24 protein-coding genes are annotated in these 23455 nt (G+C 71.8%); 17 read left to right on the forward strand and 7 right to left on the reverse strand.

The features are described from left to right. Positions 1-116 precede the first annotated feature (116 nt). Together holA and ACFYPH_RS28450 are read left to right on the forward strand one after the other, a co-directional pair. Entirely contained in the window at positions 117-1097 is a 981-nt protein-coding gene (gene holA / locus ACFYPH_RS28445; protein ID WP_387186119.1) for a DNA polymerase III subunit delta, read from the forward strand. Then, entirely contained in the window at positions 1094-1507 is a 414-nt protein-coding gene (locus tag ACFYPH_RS28450) for a hypothetical protein (RefSeq protein WP_355067051.1), read from the forward strand. The genes holA and ACFYPH_RS28450 overlap by 4 nt, the downstream gene beginning before the upstream one ends. A 132-nt stretch (positions 1508-1639) precedes the next feature. Here ACFYPH_RS28450 and rpsT read toward each other — a convergent pair whose 3' ends face one another. Further along, positions 1640-1906, reverse strand: coding sequence for a 30S ribosomal protein S20 (gene rpsT, locus ACFYPH_RS28455; RefSeq protein WP_007464006.1), 267 nt, complete (start codon positions 1904-1906; stop codon positions 1640-1642). Positions 1907-2134: 228 nt separating this feature from the next. Beyond that, a complete protein-coding gene (locus ACFYPH_RS28460) occupies positions 2135-3121 on the reverse strand; it encodes a phosphotransferase (protein WP_354857961.1) in 987 nt (328 codons plus the stop codon). Positions 3122-3182: 61 nt separating this feature from the next. Here ACFYPH_RS28460 and ACFYPH_RS28465 point away from each other — a divergent pair, with 61 nt between their 5' ends. From ACFYPH_RS28465 to ACFYPH_RS28500, 8 genes are all read left to right on the forward strand, one after another. Then, positions 3183-3719, forward strand: a complete 537-nt coding sequence (locus ACFYPH_RS28465; RefSeq protein ID WP_387186079.1) for a DUF4240 domain-containing protein — start codon at positions 3183-3185, stop codon at positions 3717-3719. 117 nt (positions 3720-3836) lie between these two features. Beyond that, positions 3837-5711 carry a translation elongation factor 4 gene (gene lepA, locus ACFYPH_RS28470; protein ID WP_354857966.1) on the forward strand — a complete coding sequence of 625 codons (1875 nt, stop codon included), beginning with the start codon at positions 3837-3839 and terminating at the stop codon, positions 5709-5711. 365 nt (positions 5712-6076) lie between these two features. After that, on the forward strand, positions 6077-6361 hold the full coding sequence (locus ACFYPH_RS28475; protein ID WP_053656080.1) for a GlsB/YeaQ/YmgE family stress response membrane protein: 285 nt from the start codon (positions 6077-6079) through the stop codon (positions 6359-6361). Positions 6362-6743: 382 nt separating this feature from the next. After that, positions 6744-7028: a GlsB/YeaQ/YmgE family stress response membrane protein gene (locus tag ACFYPH_RS28480; RefSeq protein ID WP_344360793.1), complete on the forward strand. Its 285-nt coding sequence runs from the start codon at positions 6744-6746 to the stop codon at positions 7026-7028. 224 nt (positions 7029-7252) lie between these two features. Beyond that, the gene (locus ACFYPH_RS28485) at positions 7253-8539 is read left to right on the forward strand and encodes a sugar ABC transporter substrate-binding protein (RefSeq protein ID WP_354857971.1); all 1287 of its coding nucleotides are present in this window, start codon (positions 7253-7255) and stop codon (positions 8537-8539) included. Further along, entirely contained in the window at positions 8536-9522 is a 987-nt protein-coding gene (locus tag ACFYPH_RS28490) for a carbohydrate ABC transporter permease (RefSeq protein ID WP_387186084.1), read from the forward strand. The genes ACFYPH_RS28485 and ACFYPH_RS28490 overlap by 4 nt, the downstream gene beginning before the upstream one ends. Then, positions 9519-10349 carry a carbohydrate ABC transporter permease gene (locus ACFYPH_RS28495; RefSeq protein WP_355135333.1) on the forward strand — a complete coding sequence of 277 codons (831 nt, stop codon included), beginning with the start codon at positions 9519-9521 and terminating at the stop codon, positions 10347-10349. The genes ACFYPH_RS28490 and ACFYPH_RS28495 overlap by 4 nt, the downstream gene beginning before the upstream one ends. 91 nt (positions 10350-10440) lie before the next feature. After that, a complete protein-coding gene (locus tag ACFYPH_RS28500) occupies positions 10441-11082 on the forward strand; it encodes an MOSC domain-containing protein (protein WP_387186088.1) in 642 nt (213 codons plus the stop codon). A 168-nt stretch (positions 11083-11250) separates the two neighbouring features. Here ACFYPH_RS28500 and ACFYPH_RS28505 read toward each other — a convergent pair whose 3' ends face one another. From ACFYPH_RS28505 to ACFYPH_RS28515, 3 genes are all read right to left on the reverse strand, one after another. Next, positions 11251-12153, reverse strand: coding sequence for a phytanoyl-CoA dioxygenase family protein (locus tag ACFYPH_RS28505; protein ID WP_387186092.1), 903 nt, complete (start codon positions 12151-12153; stop codon positions 11251-11253). Between the two features lie 220 nt (positions 12154-12373). Beyond that, positions 12374-13228, reverse strand: a complete 855-nt coding sequence (locus ACFYPH_RS28510; RefSeq protein WP_387186095.1) for a hypothetical protein — start codon at positions 13226-13228, stop codon at positions 12374-12376. A gap of 265 nt (positions 13229-13493) precedes the next feature. Continuing rightward, on the reverse strand, positions 13494-14303 hold the full coding sequence (locus tag ACFYPH_RS28515) for an enoyl-CoA hydratase-related protein (protein WP_354857987.1): 810 nt from the start codon (positions 14301-14303) through the stop codon (positions 13494-13496). Positions 14304-14322: 19 nt separating this feature from the next. Here ACFYPH_RS28515 and hemW point away from each other — a divergent pair, with 19 nt between their 5' ends. Next, positions 14323-15546 (forward strand): radical SAM family heme chaperone HemW, encoded by a 1224-nt coding sequence (hemW, locus tag ACFYPH_RS28520; RefSeq protein WP_387186122.1) that lies wholly within the window; start codon positions 14323-14325, stop codon positions 15544-15546. Between the two features lie 113 nt (positions 15547-15659). Here the strand turns inward: hemW and ACFYPH_RS28525 are convergent, their stop codons facing one another. Then, positions 15660-16298 (reverse strand): DUF4870 domain-containing protein, encoded by a 639-nt coding sequence (locus ACFYPH_RS28525; RefSeq protein ID WP_355135326.1) that lies wholly within the window; start codon positions 16296-16298, stop codon positions 15660-15662. Positions 16299-16524: 226 nt separating this feature from the next. Between ACFYPH_RS28525 and hrcA the strand changes: the two genes are divergently transcribed. The 3 genes from hrcA (at position 16525) to ACFYPH_RS28540 (ending at position 19502) form a co-directional block, all read left to right on the forward strand. Beyond that, positions 16525-17547, forward strand: coding sequence for a heat-inducible transcriptional repressor HrcA (gene hrcA, locus ACFYPH_RS28530; protein WP_354862040.1), 1023 nt, complete (start codon positions 16525-16527; stop codon positions 17545-17547). A 73-nt stretch (positions 17548-17620) separates the two neighbouring features. Further along, a complete protein-coding gene (gene dnaJ / locus ACFYPH_RS28535; protein WP_172899204.1) occupies positions 17621-18766 on the forward strand; it encodes a molecular chaperone DnaJ in 1146 nt (381 codons plus the stop codon). A gap of 1 nt (position 18767) precedes the next feature. Then, the gene (locus ACFYPH_RS28540) at positions 18768-19502 is read left to right on the forward strand and encodes a 16S rRNA (uracil(1498)-N(3))-methyltransferase (RefSeq protein ID WP_387186100.1); all 735 of its coding nucleotides are present in this window, start codon (positions 18768-18770) and stop codon (positions 19500-19502) included. Between the two features lie 201 nt (positions 19503-19703). Here the strand turns inward: ACFYPH_RS28540 and ACFYPH_RS28545 are convergent, their stop codons facing one another. Then, positions 19704-20465, reverse strand: a complete 762-nt coding sequence (locus ACFYPH_RS28545) for an SDR family NAD(P)-dependent oxidoreductase (RefSeq protein WP_387186102.1) — start codon at positions 20463-20465, stop codon at positions 19704-19706. Between the two features lie 47 nt (positions 20466-20512). Here ACFYPH_RS28545 and ACFYPH_RS28550 point away from each other — a divergent pair, with 47 nt between their 5' ends. The 3 genes from ACFYPH_RS28550 (at position 20513) to ACFYPH_RS28560 (ending at position 23444) form a co-directional block, all read left to right on the forward strand. Beyond that, positions 20513-20872, forward strand: coding sequence for a histidine triad nucleotide-binding protein (locus ACFYPH_RS28550; protein WP_387186105.1), 360 nt, complete (start codon positions 20513-20515; stop codon positions 20870-20872). After that, the gene (locus tag ACFYPH_RS28555) at positions 20869-22254 is read left to right on the forward strand and encodes a serine hydrolase domain-containing protein (RefSeq protein ID WP_355067063.1); all 1386 of its coding nucleotides are present in this window, start codon (positions 20869-20871) and stop codon (positions 22252-22254) included. The genes ACFYPH_RS28550 and ACFYPH_RS28555 overlap by 4 nt, the downstream gene beginning before the upstream one ends. 131 nt (positions 22255-22385) lie before the next feature. Then, positions 22386-23444 (forward strand): PhoH family protein, encoded by a 1059-nt coding sequence (locus tag ACFYPH_RS28560; protein ID WP_354862027.1) that lies wholly within the window; start codon positions 22386-22388, stop codon positions 23442-23444. Positions 23445-23455 lie beyond the last annotated feature (11 nt).

Genomic DNA, 23455 nt, shown 5'->3' on the forward strand with positions numbered 1-23455 from the left:
ACCGTATTGCGGATTAGATGACGAACCGAGATAAATGTCTGGATTTGCGCTTAGTGCGGGCTGCACCGACCGGTCGGCGAATGAGCAGGCCCGTACCCGCCATGGGCCGTGCGAATATGGGCGACGTGACCCCCGCCAGCCTCGCCCCCATTCTGCTCGTCCTCGGCGACGAGGAGCTGCTCGCCACGCGCGCCGTGACCGAAGCTGTCGAGCGGGTCCGCAGCGTCGAGACCGAGGTGGACGTTCGCGAGTACCAGGCAGGTGCGCTCACCGTCGGTGAGATCGCCGAGATGCTCAGCCCATCGCTGTTCGGTGGGCGGCGGCTGCTCATCCTGCGCTCCGGTCAGGACGCCCGGAAGGACCTGGTCGCCGCGCTGCTGGCGTACGCGAAGAATCCCGACCCGGACGTCCAGTTGCTGGTGCTGCACCTGGGCGGGGCCAAGGGCAAGGCGTTCGCCGACGGGCTGCGGTCGGCAGGCGCGACGGTGATCCCGGCGGCCAAGCTCAAGGGGCACCGCGAGCGGGTCGCCTTCGTCCGCGACGAGATCCGCCGGGCCGGCGGCAGGTGCACCGACGACGCCGCCGAGGCGCTGATCGCGGCGGTCGGCAACGACCTGCGCGAGCTGGCCGCCGCCTGCTCCCAGCTCATCGCCGACACCGACGGGCGGATCAGCGCCGAGACGGTGGCCCGCTACTACCGGGGCCGGGTCGAGGTGACCGGCTTCACGGTGGCGGATGCCACAATGGTCGGCGATGTGCCGGCCGCCCTGGAGGCGCTGCGCTGGGCCCTGCACGTCGGTGTCGACCCGGTGCCCATCGCCGACGCCCTGGCCGACGGGGTGCGTACGGTGGCCCGGGTGGCGTCGGCCGGGCGGGGCAACCCGTACCAGCTCGCCAGCAGCCTCGGAATGCCGGCCTGGAAGATCGAGCGGGCGCAGCGGCAGGGGCGCGGCTGGACGCCGGAGGGGCTGGTCCGGGCCATGCAGGTCGCCGCCGAGTGCAACGCGGCCGTCAAGGGCGGCTCGGACGACCGGGCGTACGCCCTGGAGCGCGCGGTCTTCTCGGTGGCGGCCGCCCGGCAGGGCAGCGGCCGGTGACGGGGCCGAACCGTACGGCGTGGGCCACCATGCCCGCCGACGAGGAGCGGTACCGGCCGCTCTACGCCCGGCTCCTCGGCCTGCGGTTCGTCAACCCCGGCGGGGTGCTCTGCTTCCTCTTCTTCGAAGGTGCCATCGCCCTGGCGGTGCTGCTCGCCCTCGCGGAGCTGGTGACCTGGTGGGCGGTGCTGGTGCTGCCCGTGGTGGTGGCGGCGATGGTCAAGCTCAACGACATGGTGGCCGCCGTGGTGGTCCGTTCCGCCGCGCTCGTGCCCGAGCAGGAGCGGGACCGTTTCCGCCGGCAGATGGAGCCGGTCGTCGGCCGGGCCCGGGTCTCGAACGTCGTGACCGCGGTGGTGGTCACGACCGACCCGGTGCGGCCGACCCGCCGCACCGACCCGTCGGACTGACCGCCGCCGAGGCCACGACACGGGCACGCCGATCGGCCTGCCGACGCCACGCCGGCACGTCGACCCGTCCGTGGACACACGGAAGCCCCGGACCGGGGGTCCGGGGCTTTCCGAATCAGTCTGACGGAGTCGTCAGGCGGAGAGTGCCACCACGCGCTTCGCGATCGCGGACTTGCGGTTCGCGGCCTGGTTGGAGTGGATCACGCCCTTGCTGACGGCCTTGTCCAGCTTGCGAGAGGCGTCCAGCATGAGGGCGGTGGCCTTCTCGACGTCACCGGCCTCGGCAGCCTCGTTGAACTTCCGGACGGCGGTCTTCAGCGACGACTTGACCGACTTGTTGCGCAGCCGGGCCTTCTCGTTCTGCCGGTTGCGCTTGATCTGGGACTTGATGTTCGCCACGCGACAGCCTCGTCTTGATAGCTCGGGTTGGTCAGCTTATTGCGCGGGATGACGAACATGCGTCATCGCTGCGCGAAGAGCCAGGTTACCAGGTCGCCCGGGACGAGCCAAAACGGCTCGGTCATCGCGCGGCCCATCCCGGCCCGACGACCACCAGACTACGCCCCGGACAGGCCGGCCCCGCCTCCCCGCCCGGCCGGCCCCGCGTCAGCGCCAGGCCGGCCCGCGTCACCGCCAGCCCTGCCGGCGGGCGAGCCAGTCGAGGGCCTGTTCGCCGCTCCAGCGCTGGTGCGCCGACCGGTGCGGTGAGGCCGTCGCCGGTGTCGCGTCCGCCCCGGTGAGGTAGTAGCCGGCCAGCGCGGCCAGGGTGGCGTCCAGCGCGTCCGGGGGAGCGCCCGCCGACGCCGGGTGTCCGGCGAAGAGTCGGTCGGTGTCCAGGCCGCTGGCGTACGCGGTGAGCAGCAGGCTCACGAGGTCGAACCAGGCCGGCCCGGAACAGGCCCAGGTCCAGTCGCAGAACCAGGCCCGACCGTCACCGCCGATGAGCACGTTGTCCACCCGCAGGTCGCCGTGGATCATGCCGGTCGCGCCGTCCGCGTACCGGGGGAGGCGGGACTCCAGCGCCACCAGCTCGGGCAGTCGGCCCCGGGCGGCGGCGGGCAGCGCCGGGAGCGGCTCCCGGCCGGCGGCGACCTCCTCCCACCACAGGATGTCCGAGCGGGCCAGCTCGGCGAGATGTGGCAGGCCGAGCGCGGTCAGCCCGGCCGGCGGGGCGGCCAGGGCGGCGGCGACCTCGGCGTACGCGGCGAGCGTGGCGTCCAGCTCGGTCCGCGTCCAGGGCAGGCGCGGGGTGTGGCCGTCGACCGCGTCGGTGCAGAGCGCGAACCAGCCGGCCTCGTCCAGCGTCCACCGCAGGCGGGGCGCCGGCAGGCCGGCCGGCAGCCGGTCGAGGATCGCGGCCTCCCGCGCGTACCCCTGCACGAGGCGCGGTTGCTCGACGGCGGGTGCCGCCTTGACGAAGGCCCGACCACCGTCGGCGGTATCGAGCACGGCGGCGAACCCCCGGGTGAAGCCGGCGGCGGCGACCCGGGCGGTGACCACCGGCGCGCCGAGGCGCCCGGCGATGGCGGCCCGCAGCGCCGCCGGCAGGGCCGGCCACGACGGGCGCAGCGCACCCGCGTGGTACGGCACCGGGGGCAGCGGCGGGGAGGACACCCCACCATGCTGCCCCGGGGTACGTGCGCGGCGCGCGGCGACACTGCCAGACTGCCAAGCCATGAGGACCGAGGACTTCTGGCAGCTGATCGACCAGGCCCGCGCCGGGGGCGGGGGAGAGCCCGGGCCGGTCGCCGCGCGGGCCGTCGCCCTGCTCGCCGAGCGCGACCCGGAGGACATCGTCGGGTACGCCCACCACCAGCGCAGGGTGCTGGCGGCCTCGCACAAGGCGGACCTGTGGGGCGCGGCGTACCTGATCAACGGCGGAGCCTCCGCGGACGGCTTCGAGCACTTCCGGGGCTGGCTGATGACCCAGGGGCGAGCGGTCTTCGCCCGCGCGGTCAGCGACCCCGACTCGCTGGCCGAACTGGCCCAGGTGCGGGCCGCCTCGCTCAGCGGAGAGGAGTTCTCCGCCGAGCAGATGCTCACGGTGCCCTGGGACGCGTACCGCAAGGCCACCGCGTCGGAGCTGCCGGAGGACCGCGAGCCGGTGCGTACGCCCGACCTCAACGACTTCTGGGACTTCGACGACGAGGAGGAGGCCCGCCGCCGCCTGCCCCGGCTGGCCGCGCTGTTCGTCGAGCCGCCCATGGAGTGAGAGGTCGCCGGGGCCGATCCGTCGCCCGCGCAGCGGGCGTACCCCGGCGGCGTGGGAACATGGAGGGGGTCGGCGGCGCGCCGGCCTGTTCACGTCAGCCGACCAGAACGGACCGCTGTGCCACCGAAGCTCGATCCCGGCGCGAACGCCCCTGGTGCCACCGACCCCGGTCGCATCCGGAACTTCGGCATCATCGCCCACATCGACCACGGGAAGTCGACCCTGGCCGACCGGATGTTGCAGCTCACCGGCGTGGTCGACCCCCGGCAGATGCGCGCGCAGTACCTGGACCGGATGGACATCGAGCGCGAGCGCGGCATCACCATCAAGAGCCAGGCCGTCCGGATGCCGTGGACCATCCGCGACGGCGAGCGGGCCGGTGAGCACGCGGTGCTCAACATGATCGACACCCCGGGGCACGTCGACTTCACCTACGAGGTGTCCCGGTCGCTGGCCGCCTGCGAGGGCGCCGTGCTGCTGGTCGACGCCGCGCAGGGCATCGAGGCGCAGACCCTGGCCAACCTCTACCTGGCGCTCGAGAACGACCTGCGCATCATCCCGGTGCTCAACAAGATCGACCTGCCGGCCGCCCAGCCGGAGAAGTACGCCGAGGAGTTGGCCCACCTCATCGGCGGGGACCCCGCCGACTGCATCCGGGTCTCCGGCAAGACCGGCGAGGGCGTGCCGTACCTGCTCGACGAGATCGTCCGGCAGTTCATCCCGCCGGTCGGCGACGCCGAGGCGCCCGCCCGGGCGATGATCTTCGACTCGGTGTACGACGTCTACCGCGGCGTCGTCACATACGTCCGGGTCATCGACGGCCGGATCAGCGCCCGCGACCGGATCAAGATGATGTCCACCGGGGCGGTGCACGAGCTGCTGGAGATCGGCGTCATCTCACCGGAGATGGTGAAGGCCGAGGCGCTCGGCGTCGGCGAGGTCGGCTACCTGATCACCGGTGTGAAGGACGTCCGGCAGTCCCGGGTCGGTGACACGGTCACCATCAACGCCCGGCCGGCGGCCGAGGCGCTGGGTGGCTACAAGGACCCGAAGCCGATGGTCTACTCCGGCCTCTACCCGATCGACGGGTCCGACTACCCGAACCTGCGTGAGGCCCTGGACAAGCTCAAGCTCAACGACGCCGCCCTGGACTACGAGCCGGAGACCTCCGGCGCGCTCGGGTTCGGCTTCCGCTGCGGCTTCCTCGGCCTGCTTCACCTGGAGATCATCCGAGAGCGGCTGGAGCGCGAGTACAACCTCGACCTGATCTCCACCGCGCCCAACGTGGTGTACCGGGCGATCACCGACGACGGCGCCGAGATCGTCGTCACCAACCCCAGCGAGTACCCCACCGGCAAGATCGCCGAGGTGTACGAGCCGGTGGTGCGGGCCACCGTGCTGACGCCCAACGACTACGTGGGCGCGGTGATGGAGCTCTGCCAGGGCCGGCGCGGCAGCCTGCTCGGGATGGACTACCTCTCCGCCGACCGGGTGGAGCTGCGCTACACCCTGCCCCTCGCCGAGATCATCTACGACTTCTTCGACCAGTTGAAGAGCCGGACCAAGGGCTACGCCTCACTCGACTACGAGCCGTCCGGCGAGCAGGCGTCCGACCTGGTGAAGGTGGACATCCTGCTGCACGGCGAGCCGGTGGACGCGTTCAGCGCCATCGTGCACAAGGACAAGGCGTACAACTACGGCGTCACGATCGCCGCCAAGCTGCGCACCCTCATTCCGCGCCAGCAGTTCGAGGTGCCGATCCAGGCGGCCATCGGCAGCCGGGTCATCGCCCGGGAGACCATCCGCGCGATCCGCAAGGACGTCCTCGCCAAGTGCTACGGCGGTGACATCAGCCGTAAGCGCAAGCTGCTGGAGAAGCAGAAGGAAGGCAAGAAGCGGATGAAGATGGTCGGCCGCGTCGAGGTGCCGCAGGAAGCCTTCATCGCCGCCCTGTCCTCCGACTCCGGCGACGCCAAGGCCACCAAGAAGTAACCCCCCGGCCCGCCCCCTGCCTCCGGGCCCCCGGGGTCACCCGTGTTGATCAAGAGGTTTGCGTCAGTGGAGGCCCTGATCCTGACGCAAACCTCTTGATCACCGACGTGGGGCGAGGGTCTGGGCCTGGTCGGGTGCGGCTGAGGGAGAAAATTTTTGGCCGCGTGGGCGGGGTCGTCGCCCTGGGCAACATGTTGCCTGACCTGTGTGGACGCGCTCCCACCCCAATCGACGCAGCCGTCCGGCATCGACGCCGACAACTTCTCTGCGGTTGAGTCGGTTTGGTTTTTCGGTGGGTCGGGAACTTAGTCGTCACGACAGGAAGCACACATTGTGTGTCAGACATTCTTAGAAGGAGGGCGACCGTGGAGCTCACCGTGTGGGGCATCATCACTGCCATCGTTGTTGGTCTCATCGTCGGGGCGCTCGGCCGCCTGGTTGTTCCGGGCCGGCAGAACATGCCGATCTGGCTGCACCTGCTGATCGGTGTTGGCGCGGCTCTGCTGGGTACGGTGCTGGCGCGGGCGATGGGTATCGCGACCGAGACGGCCGGTATCGACTGGACGGAGCTGCTGGTGCAGGTCGTGGTGGCCGCGATCGCGGTCGCGCTGGTGGCCGGCGTGGGTGGCCGCCGCCGCGTCACCCGATGACACCAGCACACCCGTAACACCGAACCACTTCCGAGGGGCGCCCGGCCGACAGGCCGGGCGCCCCTCGGCGTTCGCCGGGCCGGTGGGTGGGGCCGCTCTCCACTGCGGCGACGTGGCCGGCATTCGGTTCGCCAGACACCGCCACATCGGGGCACTGGAGTCGATCATGCCCGTGCGCAGCCAGCGCACCTCCCGGCCAGGCTCAGTCGATCGCGGTGTCCCGGTCCGCGCCGCCCGGGGGCCCGGTGGAACGTGCCGCTGTTGACCAAATCGTGATCCTCTGAGCCGCGAAGTCGGTTTGGTTTTTCGGTGGGTCGGGAACTTAGTCGTCACGACAGGAAGCACACATTGTGTGTCAGACATTCTTAGAAGGAGGGCGACCGTGGAGCTCACCGTGTGGGGCATCATCACTGCCATCGTTGTTGGTCTCATCGTCGGGGCGCTCGGCCGCCTGGTTGTTCCGGGTCGGCAGAACATGCCGATGTGGCTGCACCTGCTGATCGGTGTTGGTGCGGCTCTGCTGGGTACGGTGCTGGCGCGGGCGATGGGTATCGCGACCGAGACGGCCGGTATCGACTGGACGGAGCTGCTGGTGCAGGTCGTGGTGGCCGCGATCGCGGTCGCGCTGGTGGCCGGCGTGGGTCGCCGCCGCAGCGTCACCCGGTAACAACCTGGCATCACCGCACCACGGAAAAGAGCGCCCGACCACTGGTCGGGCGCTCTTTCGTGGTGAAGTGCCCGGATTCGGCCCGATGCCACGGGCCCGTCGGGTCGGTTCCCTGCGGTACGGTCGCGACGCTTCGGCCTGCCCGCCCACTGTCGTAAAGGATTTCTTCGTACTAAGGTGCGGCGGAGAAGGTAAGTTCCAGGCGGCGCGAGGGGAGAAGTGGCGTGAACAGGTGGAAGCGGCTGGCCCCGGTCACCGCCGTGGTGGCCTCGGCCGCGATGGTGCTGACCGGCTGCGGAGGCTCCGACGACAAGGCGGGCGACGACAGCAAGCTCACGGTCTGGATGATGGGCGAGGGCGGCGACGCGCAGAACAAGTTCCTCGACGGCGTCGAGGCGGAGTTCCGCCAGAAGCACCCCGACACCGATGTGGTCGTGCAGTACATCCCCTGGCTGGAGGCGCCCAAGAAGTTCCAGGCCGCGCTCGCCGGTGGTGAGGGACCGGACATCACCGAGCTGGGCAACACCGAGACCCAGGGCTGGGCCGCGCAGGAGGCGCTCGCCGACGTCAGCGGCCGGATGGGCGGCTGGGCCGACGGCAAGGACCTGCTGCCCGACCTGGTCCGCAACGCGCAGCTCGACGGCAAGCAGTACGGCGTCCCCTGGTACGCGGGCGTGCGGGCGATCTACTACCGCACCGACTGGTTCGCCGAGGCGGGCGTCCAGCCGCCGAAGACCTGGGACGACCTGGTCACGGTGGCCAAGACCGTGCAGGCGAAGAAGCCGGGCACCTACGGCATCGCGCTGCCGGGCAACTCCGAGCTGCCCTTCTACTCCTTCCTCTGGGGCGCTGGCGCGGAGATCGCGACCAACCAGGGCGGCGCCTGGAAGTCCGGCTACACGACGCCGGAGGCGCAGCGGGCCGTCAAGTACTGGACCGACCTCGTGACCGTCCACAAGGTGGCCCCGCCGGCCGCCGCCGGGTGGAACGAGATCGACGCGCGCACCCAGTTCGCCACCGGCAAGGCCGCCATGGCGTTCGCCGGTAGCTGGCAGCAGGCCGCCATCAAGAAGGACAACCCCGAGATCGAGAAGGTCTGGGGTACGTTCCCGATCCCCGGCCCGGACGGCAAGGCCGCGCCCGGCTTCGCGGGCGGTTCGGACGTGGCGATCTGGAAGGACAGCGAGCGCCAGGATCTGGCCTGGGACTACCTGACGGTGCTGCTGAACAAGAAGAACTCGCAGAGCTTCGCGAGCAGCCTCGGCTTCTTCCCGGTCTACCAGGATCTGGTCGCCGGTGACACGTACGCCAACGACAAGGTGATGGCGGCGTTCGCCACCACCATGCAGAACACCAAGCTCACGCCGCTCACCCCGAAGTGGGTGGAGGTCAGCCGGACGAAGACGGTGACCCAGGCGATGAACAGCTCGGTCATGAAGGGTCAGAAGACGGTCGAGAAGGCCACCGCCGACGCGGCCGCCGAGATGGAAGGCATCTTGAACAGCAAGTGAGCTTACTGACCAAGAGCGCCGAGACGTCCGCCGCGCGGGAGACCCCCGCGCGGCGGCGTCGCCCGGTGGACCGCCTGCCGTACCTGCTGCTCCTGCCCGCGCTCGTCATCATCGGCGTGCTGCTGCTCTGGCCGCTCGGCCAGGTGGTGGCGATGTCCTTCTACCGGCTGAACAGCGTCCGGCAGTTGCGCGGCGACCGGGAGTGGCCGTGGGTGGGGCTCGGCAACTACACCGACATCCTCTCCGACCCGTTCTTCCTGACGGTGCTGCGCAACACGGTGCTGTTCGCGCTGGCGAACGTGCTGCTCACGATGGTGCTCGGCACCCTGGTCGGGCTGCTGCTCAACCGGCTCGGCCGCAAGATGGCCACCTTCGTCGCCAGTTGCGTGATGCTCGCCTGGGCCACCCCGGCGCTCACCGGCACGATCGTCTGGAAGTGGATCTTCGACGACACCAGCGGCCTGGTCACCTGGCTGTTCAACGCGCTGCCGGACGGGTTCTCCCACGCCCTGTTCGGCCGCAGCGACTGGACCGGCTACGGCTGGTTCAACTCGCCGCTGCTCTTCTTCGCCATCCTCACCCTGGTGGTCGTGTGGCACTCGTTCCCGTTCATCGCGGTGAGCGTGCTCGCCGGCCTGAAGAGCGTGCCGAGTGAGTTGCACGAGGCGGCCCGGGTGGACGGTGCCAGCCCGTGGCGGGTCTTCTGGAAGATCACGTTCCCGCTGCTGCGCCCGGTCTTCGGGATCCTGATCGTGCTCTCCACCATCTGGGACTTCAAGGTCTTCACCCAGCAGTTCGTCCTGGCCGGCGGCACCCAGGACCGGCCGACGTTCATGCTCTCCATCTACTCGTACGCCGAAGCCTTCTCTCCGCCACCGAAGTACGGCCTCGGCGCGGCCATCGCGGTGATCCTCACGCTGATCCTGCTCGTGGTGACCGGCTTCTACGTACGGATGGTGCTCAGGCAGGAGGACGAGTCGTGAAGAAGGTGGCCCTCAACGCCGCCGGGCTGCTGGTCGCGCTCTTCGCGGCGTTCCCGGTCTACTGGATGATCTCGACCTCGTTGAAGCCGAGCAGCGAGATCTTCTCGTCCACCCCGCAGCCGGTGCCGGCCCACCCGACGCTGGCGCACTACCGGGAGATCCTGACCGGCAACCTGATCCCCGGCGTCAGTTTTCTGGACTTCTTCCTCAACAGCGCGATCGTCGCCGTCTCCACGGTGGTGCTCAGCGGCCTGGTCGCCCTGCTCGCCGCGACGGCGGTGGCCCGGTTCCGCTTCAAGCTGCGGACCAGCTTCCTGATCATGCTGCTCGTGGTGCAGATGATCCCGCTGGAGGCGTTGGTCATCCCGCTGTTCCTGATGATCCAGCGGCTCGGGCTCTACAACACCCTGCCCAGCCTGATCCTCACGTACCTCGGCTTCTCGCTGCCGTTCGCGGTCTGGATGCTGCGCGGTTTCGTCGCCGCAGTGCCCAAGGAGCTGGAGGAGGCGGCGGCCATCGACGGCGCGAGTCGGGCCCAGACGTTCCGTCGGGTGCTGTTCCCGCTGGTCGCGCCCGGCCTGGTCGCCACCAGCATCTTTTCCTTCATCACCGCGTGGAACGAGCTGATCTTCGCGTTGACGTTCATCAACGACCAGGGTCGCTACACGCTGCCGGTGGCGATGACGTTCTTCTTCGGCCGCGACGACACCAACTGGGGGCCGGTCATGGCCGCCTCCACCCTGTTCACCCTGCCGGTCATCATCTTCTTCCTGCTGGTGCAGCGGCGGATGGTCTCCGGCCTGGTGGCCGGCGCCGTCAAGGGCTGACCGGTCGGACCCGACCCCCGGCGGTCAGTCGGGGGGGTTGACGCAGCGTCAAGGTCAAGCCCGTACCGCGGATTCACCTAGGCTGTCCGTCATGACGGGCAGGGTGGCAACGGTGAACCTCGGCATCGTGACCGAGGCGGCGTGGGCGGGCGACGCGAGCGGTCGCAGCGGCATCGACAAGCGACCGGTCGACGGGCCCGTGGCGGTGCTCACCGGTGGCCTGGCCGGTGACTTCATCGGCGAGCGGGCCGTGCACGGCGGGCCGGACAAGGCCGTCTACGCGTACGCCGAGGAGGACGCCGCGTGGTGGTCGGCCGAGATCGGCCGGTCGGTCCGCCCGGGCGGCTGCGGGGAGAACCTGACCACCTACGCCGTCGACGTGACCGGCGCGGTCATCGGCGAACAGTGGGCGGTGGGCACAGCGGTGCTCCAGGTGACGATGCCGCGTACTCCCTGCACGACGTTCGCGGGCTTCTGGGGTGTGCCCGACCTGATCCGGCGCTTCACCGTGCGGGCCTCCCCGGGGGCGTACCTGCGGGTGCTGCGCGAGGGCGAGGTGGGTGCCGGCGACCCGGTCGAGGTGGTGGAGCGGCCCGCGCACGGGGTGACCATCGGCGAGGTGTTCCGGGCGACCAGCCTGGAGCCGGAGCTGCTGCCCCGCCTGCTCGACGCGGACGACCTGCCGGAGCCGATCCGGGAGAAGGCCCGCCGCCGCCTGGCCTCGCGCGGCTGACCGCGCCGCCGCGAGGAACGCACGGCTGAGCGCGGTGCCGAGACGACACGCCAGCGTTGGGTAGCCGGCCGTCACGCTACCGACAGCGCGGCACCGGATGGCCCGGAAGCGGATACGAGAACGGCCCCCCGCCGACGGTGGCGGGGGGCCGTTCGCAGACGCAGGTGATCAGCGCAGCCAGGGGATGTTGCGGTCCAGCAGCCCGCGCTCCTTGAGCTCCTTGCGCAGCGGGATCTCGTCGTCGACGTACCCGTCCCAGTTGATGCCCCAGTAGTTGGCGGTGTGGGTGCCCTCACCGATCAGCTGGCGCTGCACGGGGGTGCGGTTGCGGTACCACTCGCCGTTCAGGTCCGGGTGCAGCTCGTCGAGCGGCCGGATCCAGCGGTAGGTGTAGCCGACGAAGAGCATCTTGCGGGTGATGGTCGACAGGTTCGTCGAGCGGGAGTGCCACTGCCGACGGTCGAAGATGAACGCGTCGCCCGGGTTCGCGGTGATCTCCACCGTGCCCTCCGGGTCCGGGTTGTGCACGCTGAGGTCCTTGGGCCGGTCCAGCGAGTTCCACAGGTGGCTGCCCGGGATGACCTTGGTGGCGCCACGGCCGGTCTGCGACAGGTCGGACAGCACGTACGCGACCTTCAGCGAGAACATCGGCCGGGGCAGGTTCGGGTCCATCGTCTCCGGGTCGGAGTTCTGCCGGTACCCGTCCTGGTGCCAGCCCCAGTACGGCTTCTCCGGCTCGGCGGCCGGCGGGGTGACGTCCAGGTGGTTGTGGTGGGTGTAGATGTTCCAGCCGGCCAGCCCCCACATGTACGGGAAGGCGATCGGGTGGGTGAGCAGCTCGCCGAAGAGCTCGTCACGCTCCAGGAAGCCCAGCAGGTGCAGCGTGCCGTCCTTCTTGGTGTTGCCCTTGGCCTGCTCCTCCGCGTAGACGCGGTCGACAGCCGCCTCCAGCGCCGCCCGGTGGTCCTCCGTCAGGACGTTGCGCAGCAGGAGGAAACCCTGCTCGTGGAACTCCTTGCGGTCAATGTCGCTGATCGGTTCGTAGCCGGTCCGGTCGCCGTAATCGAACACCGCGTCGTACCCCTCCCCATGAGGTGAAACCATTTCTGGCACAGGCCGCCGATCGTAACGCGACTGTCCAGACATCGGGGAGGGCGTGCGGCGCGGGCGGACCCGGACCAGACCATGTGCAGCGGTACTGCTGCGGACAGTGAGATTTCTGTGGTGAATTGGGCACCATGTGGTGCGGTGCCCGATTGTGCGGTGACTGCCGGTTAAGAGATCCGGGTCGTCAGCCCTCGGCGAAGACCTCGGCCACCACCTGACCCGCGGGGCCCTGCTCGCCGGTGACCCGGCCCCAGGTGCCGTTGCGGGCGGTCCACTCCAGGTCGCCGAAGCGGACCCGCTTCACCCCGTGGTCCTGGGCGTGCGAGACCAGCCAGTGCGCGTACCGCCAACCGTCGCGCTGGTCGTCCGCCGTCACCGCCAGCCCGGTCTGGCTGGCCGGGCCGGCGCTCGACACGCCCCAGTCCAGCACCAGGTTGCGGGTCAGTTGGGCGGTCGCCGCCGCGCCGTGCATCGCCGGGGTACGCCCCACCGTGCAGGCCACCGCGCCGGTGACGTCGCCGAGCAGGGCCTTGCTGAGCACCTCGGAGTCGTCGGCCCACTTCTCGTACGCCTCGGGGAACGCCGAGCGCTGCACCCGCTGGGCGGCATCGGTGACCCGCATCTTCTCCCAGCCGCGCACCTTCTTCAGCGCCGCGTAGAACCTGTTCGCCGCGTAGCGGGAGTCGCGGATCTGCGCCGACGTGCCCCAGCCCTGACTCGGGCGCTGCTGGAACAGGCCGACCGAGTCCCGGTCGCCGTCGGCGAGGTTGCGCAGCCCCGACTCCTGGTAGGCGGTGGCCAGCGCGATCACCACGGCCCGCTCCGGCATCCCGCGCTGGGCGCCGATCGCCGCGATGGTCGCCGCGTTGGCCATCTGCTCGACGTCCAGCGCGACCCGGCCGTCGGCCTGGACCGTGCAGGTGCGTCCCGCCCGCGGCAGTCGCAGTTGATCCCCGACCTGCCGGACGACGAGCCAGATCGCGATCACAGCGACGAGGATGAGCACCACTCCACCCGCCACGGCTGCCCGAGTTCGCACCCACACCCCCTGATCGACAGTTCGACAAGCGTACGTCCCCGGTGGCGTCGTCCGGGTCGTCCGACCGGTTCGGGGTCCGCGCTGCCGCCGCGTACCGATCGGGACGTTCCCGCTCCGGCGCCGAACTCACCTGCCGCGCCGACCGGGCTCCGGGTTGTCTGCCACGTCACCCGACCTGGACGCCGGGAAGCGATTGACCGGTCAAGGACTTGACCGATTGACACGTCCCGGCCCTACCCGGCACGTTCAGCGGCGCGTCCCGCCCCTACCCGGCATGATCAGCGGAACCACCGTCCAGAGCGGCCACCCATCGAGCCAATCTCTTTTCCCGGAAGGCCAGGACCCCCTCGCGCCCCTCGTCGGAGAGGAAGTAACCGGTCGAGAGGGCGGACAGCCGCGCCAGGTCGGCCCGCAGCTCGGTGGTGCCCGGTCGGCGCAGCAGCTCCTTCGCGCCGGCCAGCGCGCCGGGCGCGCCGCGCACCAGCGAGTCGCAGTAGCGCCGTACCGCGTCGTCCAGCCCGTCCGCCGGCACGGCGGCCGTGACCAGGCCGATCTCGGCCGCCCGGCGGCCGTCGAAGGTGTCGCCGGTCAGGTACAGCTCGGCGGCGGCACGCGGGTGCAGGCGGGGCAGCACGGTTGCCGAGATCACCGCCGGGATCACCCCGATCCGCACCTCGGTGAAGGCGAACGTCGCCTCGTCGGCGCAGACCGCCAGGTCGGCGGCCGCGATCAGGCCCAGCCCGCCGGCCCGAGCCGGCCCGGCGACCCGCGCGAGCACAGGCTTCGGGCAGTCCCAGAGCGCCGCCAGCACGTCGCCCAGCATCCCGGCCGGCACCGTGCCGCTGGCGTACGCCGCGGCGGTCTCCTTCAGGTCCGCGCCCGCGCAGAAGACCGGGCCCGTGTGGTCCAGCACGATCACCCGGACCGCGTCGTCGGCCGCCGCGTCGGCCAGTCCGGCCAGCAACTGGGTCATCAGGGCGGTGGAGAGCGCATTGCGGTTGTGTGGGCTGTCCAGGGTGAGGGTGGTCACCCCACGGGCCGTGGCGACCCGCACGAGGACGTCGGGAGAGGTCATGCGGGGCACACTAGTGGCCATGCCCGGCGTCCTTCCAGATGGTGAGACCGTCCCCGTCGACGGATCGCTGCCCGCCACCGCCACCTCGGCGGTCGGCGCGCGCGGCTTCGGCGTGTACGTCCACGTGCCGTTCTGCGCCAGTCGCTGCGGCTACTGCGACTTCAACACCTACACGGCCGCCGAGCTGGGCGGGGGCGCCAGCCGCGAGGCGTACGCCGACACCGTGCTGGCCGAGCTGTCGCTCGCCGCCCGGGTGCTCGGCGACAGTCCGCCGCCCCGGGTCGACACGGTCTTCGTCGGCGGCGGCACCCCGACCCTGCTCCCCGCCGACGACCTGGCCCGCATCCTCGACGGCATCGACCGCACCTGGGGGCTCGCCGCCGACGTCGAGGTGACCACCGAGGCCAACCCGGAGTCGGTCACCCCGGAGTCGTTGCGGCGGCTGCGGGCGGCCGGCTACACCCGGATCTCGCTGGGCATGCAGTCGGCCTCCCCGGGGGTGCTGGCGATCCTGGACCGCAAACACAGCGCCGGTCGGGCCACCGCCGCCGCCCTGGAGGCACGCGACGCCGGGTTCGAGCACGTGAACCTGGACCTGATCTACGGCACGCCGGGGGAGCGGGCCGAGGACTTCGCCGCCACGCTGGAGCAGGTCGTCGCCGCCGGGGTCGATCACGTCAGCGCGTACGCCCTCATCGTCGAGGACGGCACCCGGCTCGCCGCCCGGATGCGGCGCGGCGAGCTGGCGTACCCCAGCGACGACGTCGCCGCGGACCGCTACCTGGCCGCGGAGGCCGCCCTCGACGCGGCCGGCCTGTCCTGGTACGAGGTGTCCAACTGGGCGCGCACCGACGCGGCCCGGTGCCGGCACAACCTGCTCTACTGGACCGGCGCGGACTGGTGGGGGCTCGGCCCGGGGGCGCACAGCCACGTCGGCGGGGTGCGCTGGTGGAACGTCAAGCACCCCACGACGTACGCCCAGCGGCTGGCCTCCGGCGCGTCACCCGGCCTGGCCCGCGAGGTGCTCACCGTCGACGAGGCCCACATGGAGGACGTGATGCTCCGGCTGCGGCTCGCCAGCGGGCTGCCGCTGGCGGTGCTCGACGCGGCCGGCCGGGCCGGCGCCGAGCGGGCCCTCGCCGACGGCCTGCTGGCCGCCGGGGACTACGCCGCCGGCCGAGCGGTGCTCACCCTGCGCGGCCGGCTGCTCGCCGACGCGGTCGTCCGCGACCTGCTGCCCTGACCCGGACGCGCCGCCCCGGCCGGCAGGTGCGACCGACCGTCGCCGGTCAGCCCGCGCCCCGGCCGGCCGTGCGGGCGGTGCGCCGGACCGGCCGGGGGAGCGGCCGGCCCGGATCACTTGACGAGGTTGGCCGAGAGTGGGTAGCGGTAGAGGCTGCCCTCGTTGGCCTTGATGCCGGCGAGGATGCCGAACACGGCGCCGAGGATGATGGCCGCCCCGACGCCGATGAAGCCGATCAGGATGCACGAGAGCACCCAGCCGACCAGGCCGACGATCGACCAGATGAGCTGGAAGTTGAGCGCGGCGACGGCGTGCGCCCGGACCGTCGGGGACTGGTTGCCCCGGGCCAGCATCGCCACCAGCGGGGCGACCCAGCCGAGCACGCCCCCACTGATGATCATGCCGGCCGCGCCGCCGAAGTGCGCGACCAGCGCCCAGGTCTTGTCCTCGTTGTTGGCGTAGCCGCCGCCGGGGCCGCCGAAGGCGCCGCCGGTCGGATACCCGCCAGTCGGGCCGCCCGGGGGGTAACCGCCCGGCGGGGGGTAACCACCTGGCGGAGGGTAGCCGCCCGACGGCGGTTGGTCACCGGTGGGCGGCGGATAGCCACCGGCCGGGGGATAGCCGGCCGGGCCGGGTGCCCCGGACAGTGGTGCGGTGGGCGGCTCGGCCGCGGAGGGCGAGCCCGGGAGGGTCGGCTCCGGCGGGTAACTGCCGGGGTCTCCCGCGCCGGGAGGGCGAGGTGGTTCAGTCATGACTGTCACGGTAGGTGTCGGCGGCAACGTCGCACCAGAGCGATACCGCCCGGCCGCGCGGGCCGATCGGCCCGCGCAAGGTGGCGCGGGCCGCACCCACGGCCTGTCGTTGATCATCGCGTCGGCGGGGGTGCCGACGTAGACTGGCACTCGTTACAGTCGAGTGCCAGGACGGCCGTCGGCCCCGGGTGGGCCGCCGGCCGACGTGCGACAGGAGGTGCGGAGGATGGGTCTGGACGACCGCAAGCTCGCCGTGCTCCGCGCCATCGTCGAGGACTACGTCTCCACCCAGGAGCCGGTCGGCAGCAAGGCGCTGGTCGAGCGCCACCAGCTCGGGGTCTCCCCGGCGACGGTCCGCAACGACATGGCCGTGCTGGAGGAGGAGGGCTACATCCGGCAGCCGCACACCAGTGCCGGCCGGGTGCCCACCGACCGCGGCTACCGCCTCTTCGTCGACCGGCTGTCCCGGGTCAAGCCGCTCAGTCCCGCCGAACGCCGGGCCATCGAGCGCTTCCTCGTCGGCGCGGTCGATCTCGACGACGTGGTGCACCGCACCGTACGCCTGCTCGCCCAGCTCACCCGGCAGGTGGCCGTCGTGCAGTACCCGAGCCTGGCCCGCTCCTCGGTGCGGCACCTGGAGCTGGTGCCGATCTCCACCACCCGGCTGATGCTCGTCATGATCGCCGACACCGGGCGGGTCGAGCAGCGGCTGGTGGAGCTGCCCGGCCCGGTCCCCGCCGACGACGTCACCGACCTGCGCCGGCTCGTCAACGAGAAGCTCGCCGGCGCCCGGCTGTCCGAGACCCCGCCGCTGGTGCAGGCGCTGGTCGAGGAGGCGCCGGCCGAGCTGCGTCCGGCGATGACCACCCTCTCCACCGTCCTGCTGGAGACGCTTGTCGAGCGGCACGAGGAACGCATCGCCCTGGCCGGCACCGCCAACCTCACCCGGGGCGGCCTGCTCGACTTCCAGGGCTCGCTGCGACCCATCCTGGAGGCGCTGGAGGAGGAGGTCGTGCTGCTCAAGCTCATCGGCGAGACCGAGCCCAGCACGACCCGGGTCCTGATCGGCGACGAGAACGAGTTCGACAACCTGCGCGCCGCCTCGGTGGTCAGCACCGGGTACGGCCCGGGTGCCACCATCGTGGGCGGCCTCGGCGTGTTGGGGCCCACCCGCATGGACTACCCCGGCACCATCGCCACGGTGCGCGCCGTGGCACGCTACGTGGGCGAGCTGCTGGCCCAGAACTGACCAGTCAGGGCCGACGGCCGGCTGCGGCCGCCGGTCGGCGTAACGCGAGACGAACATGAGGACACGGAACGCAGTGGCCAGGGACTACTACGGCATCCTCGGTGTCAGCCGGGAAGCCTCCGATGACGAGATCAAGCGCGCCTACCGCAAGCTGGCACGCCAGTTCCACCCGGACGTCAATCCGGACCCGGAGGCCCAGGAGAAGTTCAAGGACATCAACGCCGCGTACGAGGTCCTCTCGGACGACCGCAAGCGGCAGATCGTCGACCTGGGTGGCGACCCGCTCGCCCCGGGAGGCGGCGGCGCGGGCGGCCCGGGTGGCCCGGGCGGAGCCGGCCCGTTCGTCGGCTTCCAGGACATCATGGACGCGTTCTTCGGCGGCGCGGCAGGTGGCGCCCGTGGCCCACGGCCGCGGACCCGGCCGGGCGCCGACGCGATCCTGCGGCTCGAACTCGACCTGCACGAGACGGCGTTCGGCGTCGAGGCCCCGATCACCGTCGACACCGCGGTGCTCTGCACCACCTGCTCGGGCGCCGGCACGGCGGCCGGCACCCACCTGGCCACCTGCGAGGCGTGCGGCGGTCGGGGCGAGGTGCAGTCGGTGCAGCGCACCTTCCTCGGCCAGGTGGTCTCCGCCCGGCCGTGCACCGTCTGCCAGGGCTACGGCACGACCATCCCGCACCCCTGCCCCACCTGTGCCGGCGACGGCCGGGTGCGCACCCGCCGTTCGCTCACCGTCAAGATCCCGGCCGGTGTCGAGGACGGCATGCGGATCCGGCTGGCCCAGCAGGGCGAGGTCGGCCCGGGCGGCGGCACCGCCGGTGACCTCTACGTGGAGATCCACGAGAGGCCACACGACGTCTACTCCCGCAAGGGCGACGACCTGCACTGCCGGGTCACCGTGCCGATGACCGCCGCCGCGCTGGGCACCCGGCTCACCATCAAGACGCTGGACAGCGAGGAGACCGTCGACGTCAAGGCCGGCACCCAGCCGGCCAGCACGCTGCGGCTGCGCGCCCGGGGTGTGCCGCACCTGCGCGGCACCGGCCGGGGTGACCTCTACGTGCACCTCGACGTCCGGACGCCCACCAAGCTCGACCCCGACCAGGAGAAGATGCTGCGCGACTTCGCCAAGACCCGGGGTGAGGAGGTCGCCGAGCTGACCAAGCAGGGCGGCTTCTTCTCCCGGATGCGCGACGCGTTCAACGGCCACGCCTGACGTGTCCGCGCCGCTCTTTTTGGTCGACGCGCTGCCCACCGGCGACGCGCTGACCCTCGACGGGCCCGAGGGGCACCACGCCGCCACCGTGCAGCGGCTGCGCGTCGGCGAGGAACTGCTGCTCGCCGACGGGCGGGGTGGCACGGCCGCCGCCGTGGTCACCGCCGTCGGCAGGGGCAGCCTGGAGGTCACCGTCACCTACCGGGAGTACGCGGACGCGCCCGTACCCCGGATCGTCACCGTGCAGGGCATCGCCAAGGGTGACCGGGGCGAGCTGGCCGTGCAGGCGATGACCGAGGTCGGGGTGGACGAGATCGTGCCCTGGGCGGCGTCGCGCTCGGTGGTCCAGTGGCGCGGCGACCGGGGCGTACGGGCCCGCGAGAAGTGGGTCGCCACCGCCCGCGAGGCGGCGAAGCAGGCCCGCCGGCCCTGGCTGCCGGTGGTGGCCGGCGCGCCCGACGAGTCCACCGCGACGGTCGCCCGCCGCATCGCCGGCGCCGCCGCCGGGTTCGTCCTGCACGAGGAGGCCGAGGAGCGGCTCACCACCGCCGACCTGCCCTCCATCGGTGAGATCGTCCTGGTCGTCGGCCCCGAGGGCGGCATCGCCCCGGCCGAGTTGACCGCCTTCCGCGAGGCCGGCGGCCGGCCGGTACGCCTCGGGCCGGAGGTGCTGCGGACCTCCACGGCCGGCGTGGCCGCGCTCAGCGTGCTCGCCACCCGCCTCGGCCGCTGGTAGTCCCACCGCTAGCTGTGGTGACTCGTGTAGCTGTGGTGACTCGTGCCCCGACCCAGGCATCCCACCTTGTCCGCGTCCTTTGCTCTGCTTCAACCGACGCAACAGTTTCGGCCGTTGAGTGTTGCCGTGGTTGAAGCAGAGCAAAGGACGTGATGAGCAGGCGGGAGGCCCTGGCCGGTGGCGGCGCGGGCTGGCGGGTGGTCAGGTGCGCAGGTAGGAGGCGCCGTTGAGGTCGACGATCGTGCCGGAGGCCCACTCGGCCTCGGGGGACGCCAGCCAGTGCACCGCGGCGGCGATCTCCTCCGGCCGGGCCACCCGGTCGAACGGGCTCTGCGCCCGGGTCGCCGCGCCCTCCGCACCGCTCAGGTACTCGGTGACCATGTCGGTCGCCACGAAGCCCGGCGCGACGGTGGCGACCGTGATGCCGTACGGCGCGAGGGCCACGGCGAGGGACTGGCCCAGCGCGTTGAGCCCCGCCTTGCTGGCCCCGTACGCCGGCTGGTGCGGCTCGCCGCGGAACGCGCCCCGGGACGACACGTTGACGATCCGGCCGCCACGCTCGCGCAGGTGCTGGGCGGCGCACCAGATGACGTTGCCGGCCCCGGTCAGGTTGGTCTCCAGCACCTGCCGCCAGCGCCGCTGCCACTGCTCGTAGGAGGCGCCGAAGATCGGGTGCGGGTCGTCCCGGTCGCCGTACGTCCCGGCGTTGTTGACCAGCACGTCCAGCCCGCCGAGCAGTTCGGCGGCCCGGTCGACCATGGCCCGGACCGCGTCCGGGTCGGTGAGGTCGGCGCGGACCACCACGTGCCCCGAGCCGGGCAGGCCCGCGCGCAGCTCCTCGGCCGCGTCGCCGGAGTCGCGGTGGTGGATGGCCACCCGGTCGCCGCTGGCGGCGAACGCCTCCACCACAGCGCGGCCGATGCCACGCGAGGAACCGGTCACCAGTACCGCCCGATCCGTCATGCCGGCCATCCTGCCTCAGCCGTGCCCCGCGTCCTTACACTGCCCCGATGGGATCCGACTGCCTGTTCTGCCGCATCGTCGCCGGGGAGATTCCGGCCACCGTGGTCCGGGAGACCGCCACCACGCTCGCCTTCCGCGACATCGACCCGAAGGCCCCGGTGCACGTCCTGGTCATTCCGAAGGAGCACTACGCCGACGTCGCCACGCTCGCCGGGGGTGACCCGGCGCTGGCCGGTGCGGTGCTCGCCACGGCCGCCGCGGTGGCCGATGACGAGGGGCTGCTCGGCGACGGGTTCCGGCTGATGTTCAACACCGGGGTGTACGGCGGGCAGGAGGTGTTCCACGCGCACGCACACCTGCTCGGTGGCGCGCCGCTCGGCCCGATGCTCGCCCGGGACCTGGCGTGACGGCCGGCCCGTACGCGCACGACCGGTTGGGCCGGCTGGTCCGCCGGGTGCAGGCCGACGCCCGGGTGCCGGCGGTGTCGGCGGCGCTGCACCGGGCCGACCGACCGCTGTGGAGCTGCACTGTCGGGGGCACCGGCACCGACAGCCCGTTGGGTCCGGGCACCCAGTTCCGGATCGGCTCGGTCACCAAGACCTTCACGGCGGTGCTCACCCTCCAGTGCCGCGACGACGGGCTGCTGGACCTGGACGACCCGGTGGGCCGGCACCTGGACCTTCCCGCACACGGCGAGCTGACCGTGCGCCGGCTGCTGTCGCACACCGGCGGACTGCAACGCGAGCCGTTCGGTGACGTCTGGGACACCCTGAACGCGCCGGACGCCGAGCAGTTGGTGGCCGGGCTGGACCGCGCCGAGCGGGTGTTGCCCACCGGCCGGCGTTTCCACTACTCCAACCTGGGCCTCGCCGTGCTCGGCCTGCTGGTCGGTCGGCTGCGCGGGGGCAGCTGGGCGGAGGTGCTCGCCGAGCGGGTGCTGACGCCGCTGGGGCTGACCGACACGACCGTGACCCCTCGGCCCTCGGCGGCCACCGGCTACCTGGTCGACGCGTACTCCGACGAGGCGCACCCGGAGCCGCCGACCGACTTCGGCGCGGTGGGCCCGGCCGCCCAGCTCTGGAGCACCGCGACCGACATGGCCCGCTGGGCGGCGTTCCTCGCCGACCCGGCGGCGCTCGACCCGGCCGGAGCGGTGCTCGCCCCGGGCACCCTGGACGAGATGCGCTGGCCGTTGACCACGACCGACGAGACGCTCTGGGGCGCCGGCTTCGGGCTCGGCCTGATCCTCGTCCCGCAGGGCGAGCGGGTGGTGCACGTGGGGCACGACGGGGCGATGCCCGGCTTCCTGGCCGGCGTGTACGGCCGGCGGGGTGGCGACGGCACGGCCGGCGCGATGGGCGCCGCGGTGCTCGGCTCGTCCGGCACAGCGGCCGAGTTGCTCGAACTGCCGCACCGGCTGCTCACCGAGGCGGTCGAGCACGATCCCGCCGACATCGAGCCGTGGACGCCCGGCGCACCCGCTCCGGCGGCCCTGCGGGGGGTGCTCGGCCGCTGGTGGGGCGAGGGTTTCGAGTACGTCTTCTCCTGGCACGACGGCGCCCTGCGGGCGCGCGGGGCCGGGGATGCGGCCGGCCGCCCCCCGGCGGTCTTCGCACCGCTGCCGGACCGGCCGGACGTGTTCCGGACCGTCTCCGGCCGGGAGGTCGGCGAGCTGCTGCGGCTGACCCGGGACGAAGCTCAGACGGTGGTCCGGATGCACTGGGCGACCTACCGGTTCACCCGCCACCAGGAGACCTTCGACCGGTACGACTTCCGGGCCGGGAGTTGATCGCGGCCAGCGGAAATGGGCGCGATGCGGCCCGCGTTGACCCGATACGATGGGTGTAACGTCCGCACGCCGTGCCAGCAGGGCCGGCGCCGAGATCGAGAGCAGGTGCGCAGGGCCCTTCGGCCCGACCTATGACCGGCACCCCACCTCCCGGCCCGCCCCGGGTGCAGACCAGGATCACCGTGCCCGACTCCAAGATCATGGTCAATCTGCTCGGCGCGGGCGACGAGATCCTGCGACTCGTCGAACGCTCGGTCGCCAGTGACGTGCACGTCCGGGGCAACGAGATCACGATCACCGGCGCCCCCGCGGACAACGCCCTCGCCGAGCGGGTCTTCAGTGAGCTGCTCGAACTCATCGAGAAAGGCGAGACCCTGACCACTGACGCCGTCCGGCGTACCGTCGGCATGCTCGAGCAGGGCAGCGCCGAGCGGCCCGCCGAGGTCCTGACCCTCGACATCCTCTCCCGTCGCGGGCGCACCATCCGCCCCAAGACGCTCGGGCAGAAGCGGTACGTCGACGCGATCGACTCGAACACCATCGTCTTCGGCATCGGCCCGGCCGGCACCGGCAAGACCTACCTGGCGATGGCGAAGGCCGTCCAGGCGCTCCAGGCCAAGCAGGTCAACCGCATCATCCTGACCCGACCGGCGGTCGAGGCGGGGGAGCGGCTGGGCTTCCTGCCCGGCACGCTCAACGAGAAGATCGACCCGTACCTGCGCCCGCTCTACGACGCGCTGCACGACATGCTCGACCCGGAGTCGATCCCGAAGCTGATGGCCGCCGGGACGATCGAGGTCGCGCCCCTGGCGTACATGCGGGGCAGGACGTTGAATGACGCGTTCATCATCCTGGACGAGGCGCAGAACACGACGCCCGAGCAGATGAAGATGTTCCTCACCCGACTCGGCTTCAACTCCAAGATCGTCGTGACGGGTGACATCACCCAGGTGGACCTTCCCGGCGGGACGAGCAGCGGCCTGCGGGTGGTCCGGGAGATCCTGGAGAACGTCGACGACGTGCACTTCTCCCAGTTGTCCAGCTCCGACGTGGTTCGCCACCGGCTGGTCGGGGAAATCGTCGACGCGTACGCCCGCTGGGACGCCGAGCGGGAGACCCAGCAGGCGCAGGGCGTCCACGCCGTTCCCGGGCGACCCGCCCAGGGCGGCCGGTCCGGCCGCCGCCGCTAAAGCAGAGGAAA

It is taken from the genome of Micromonospora sp. NPDC005252, from assembly GCF_042872475.1.
In the GTDB taxonomy this organism is placed as follows: domain Bacteria; phylum Actinomycetota; class Actinomycetes; order Mycobacteriales; family Micromonosporaceae; genus Micromonospora.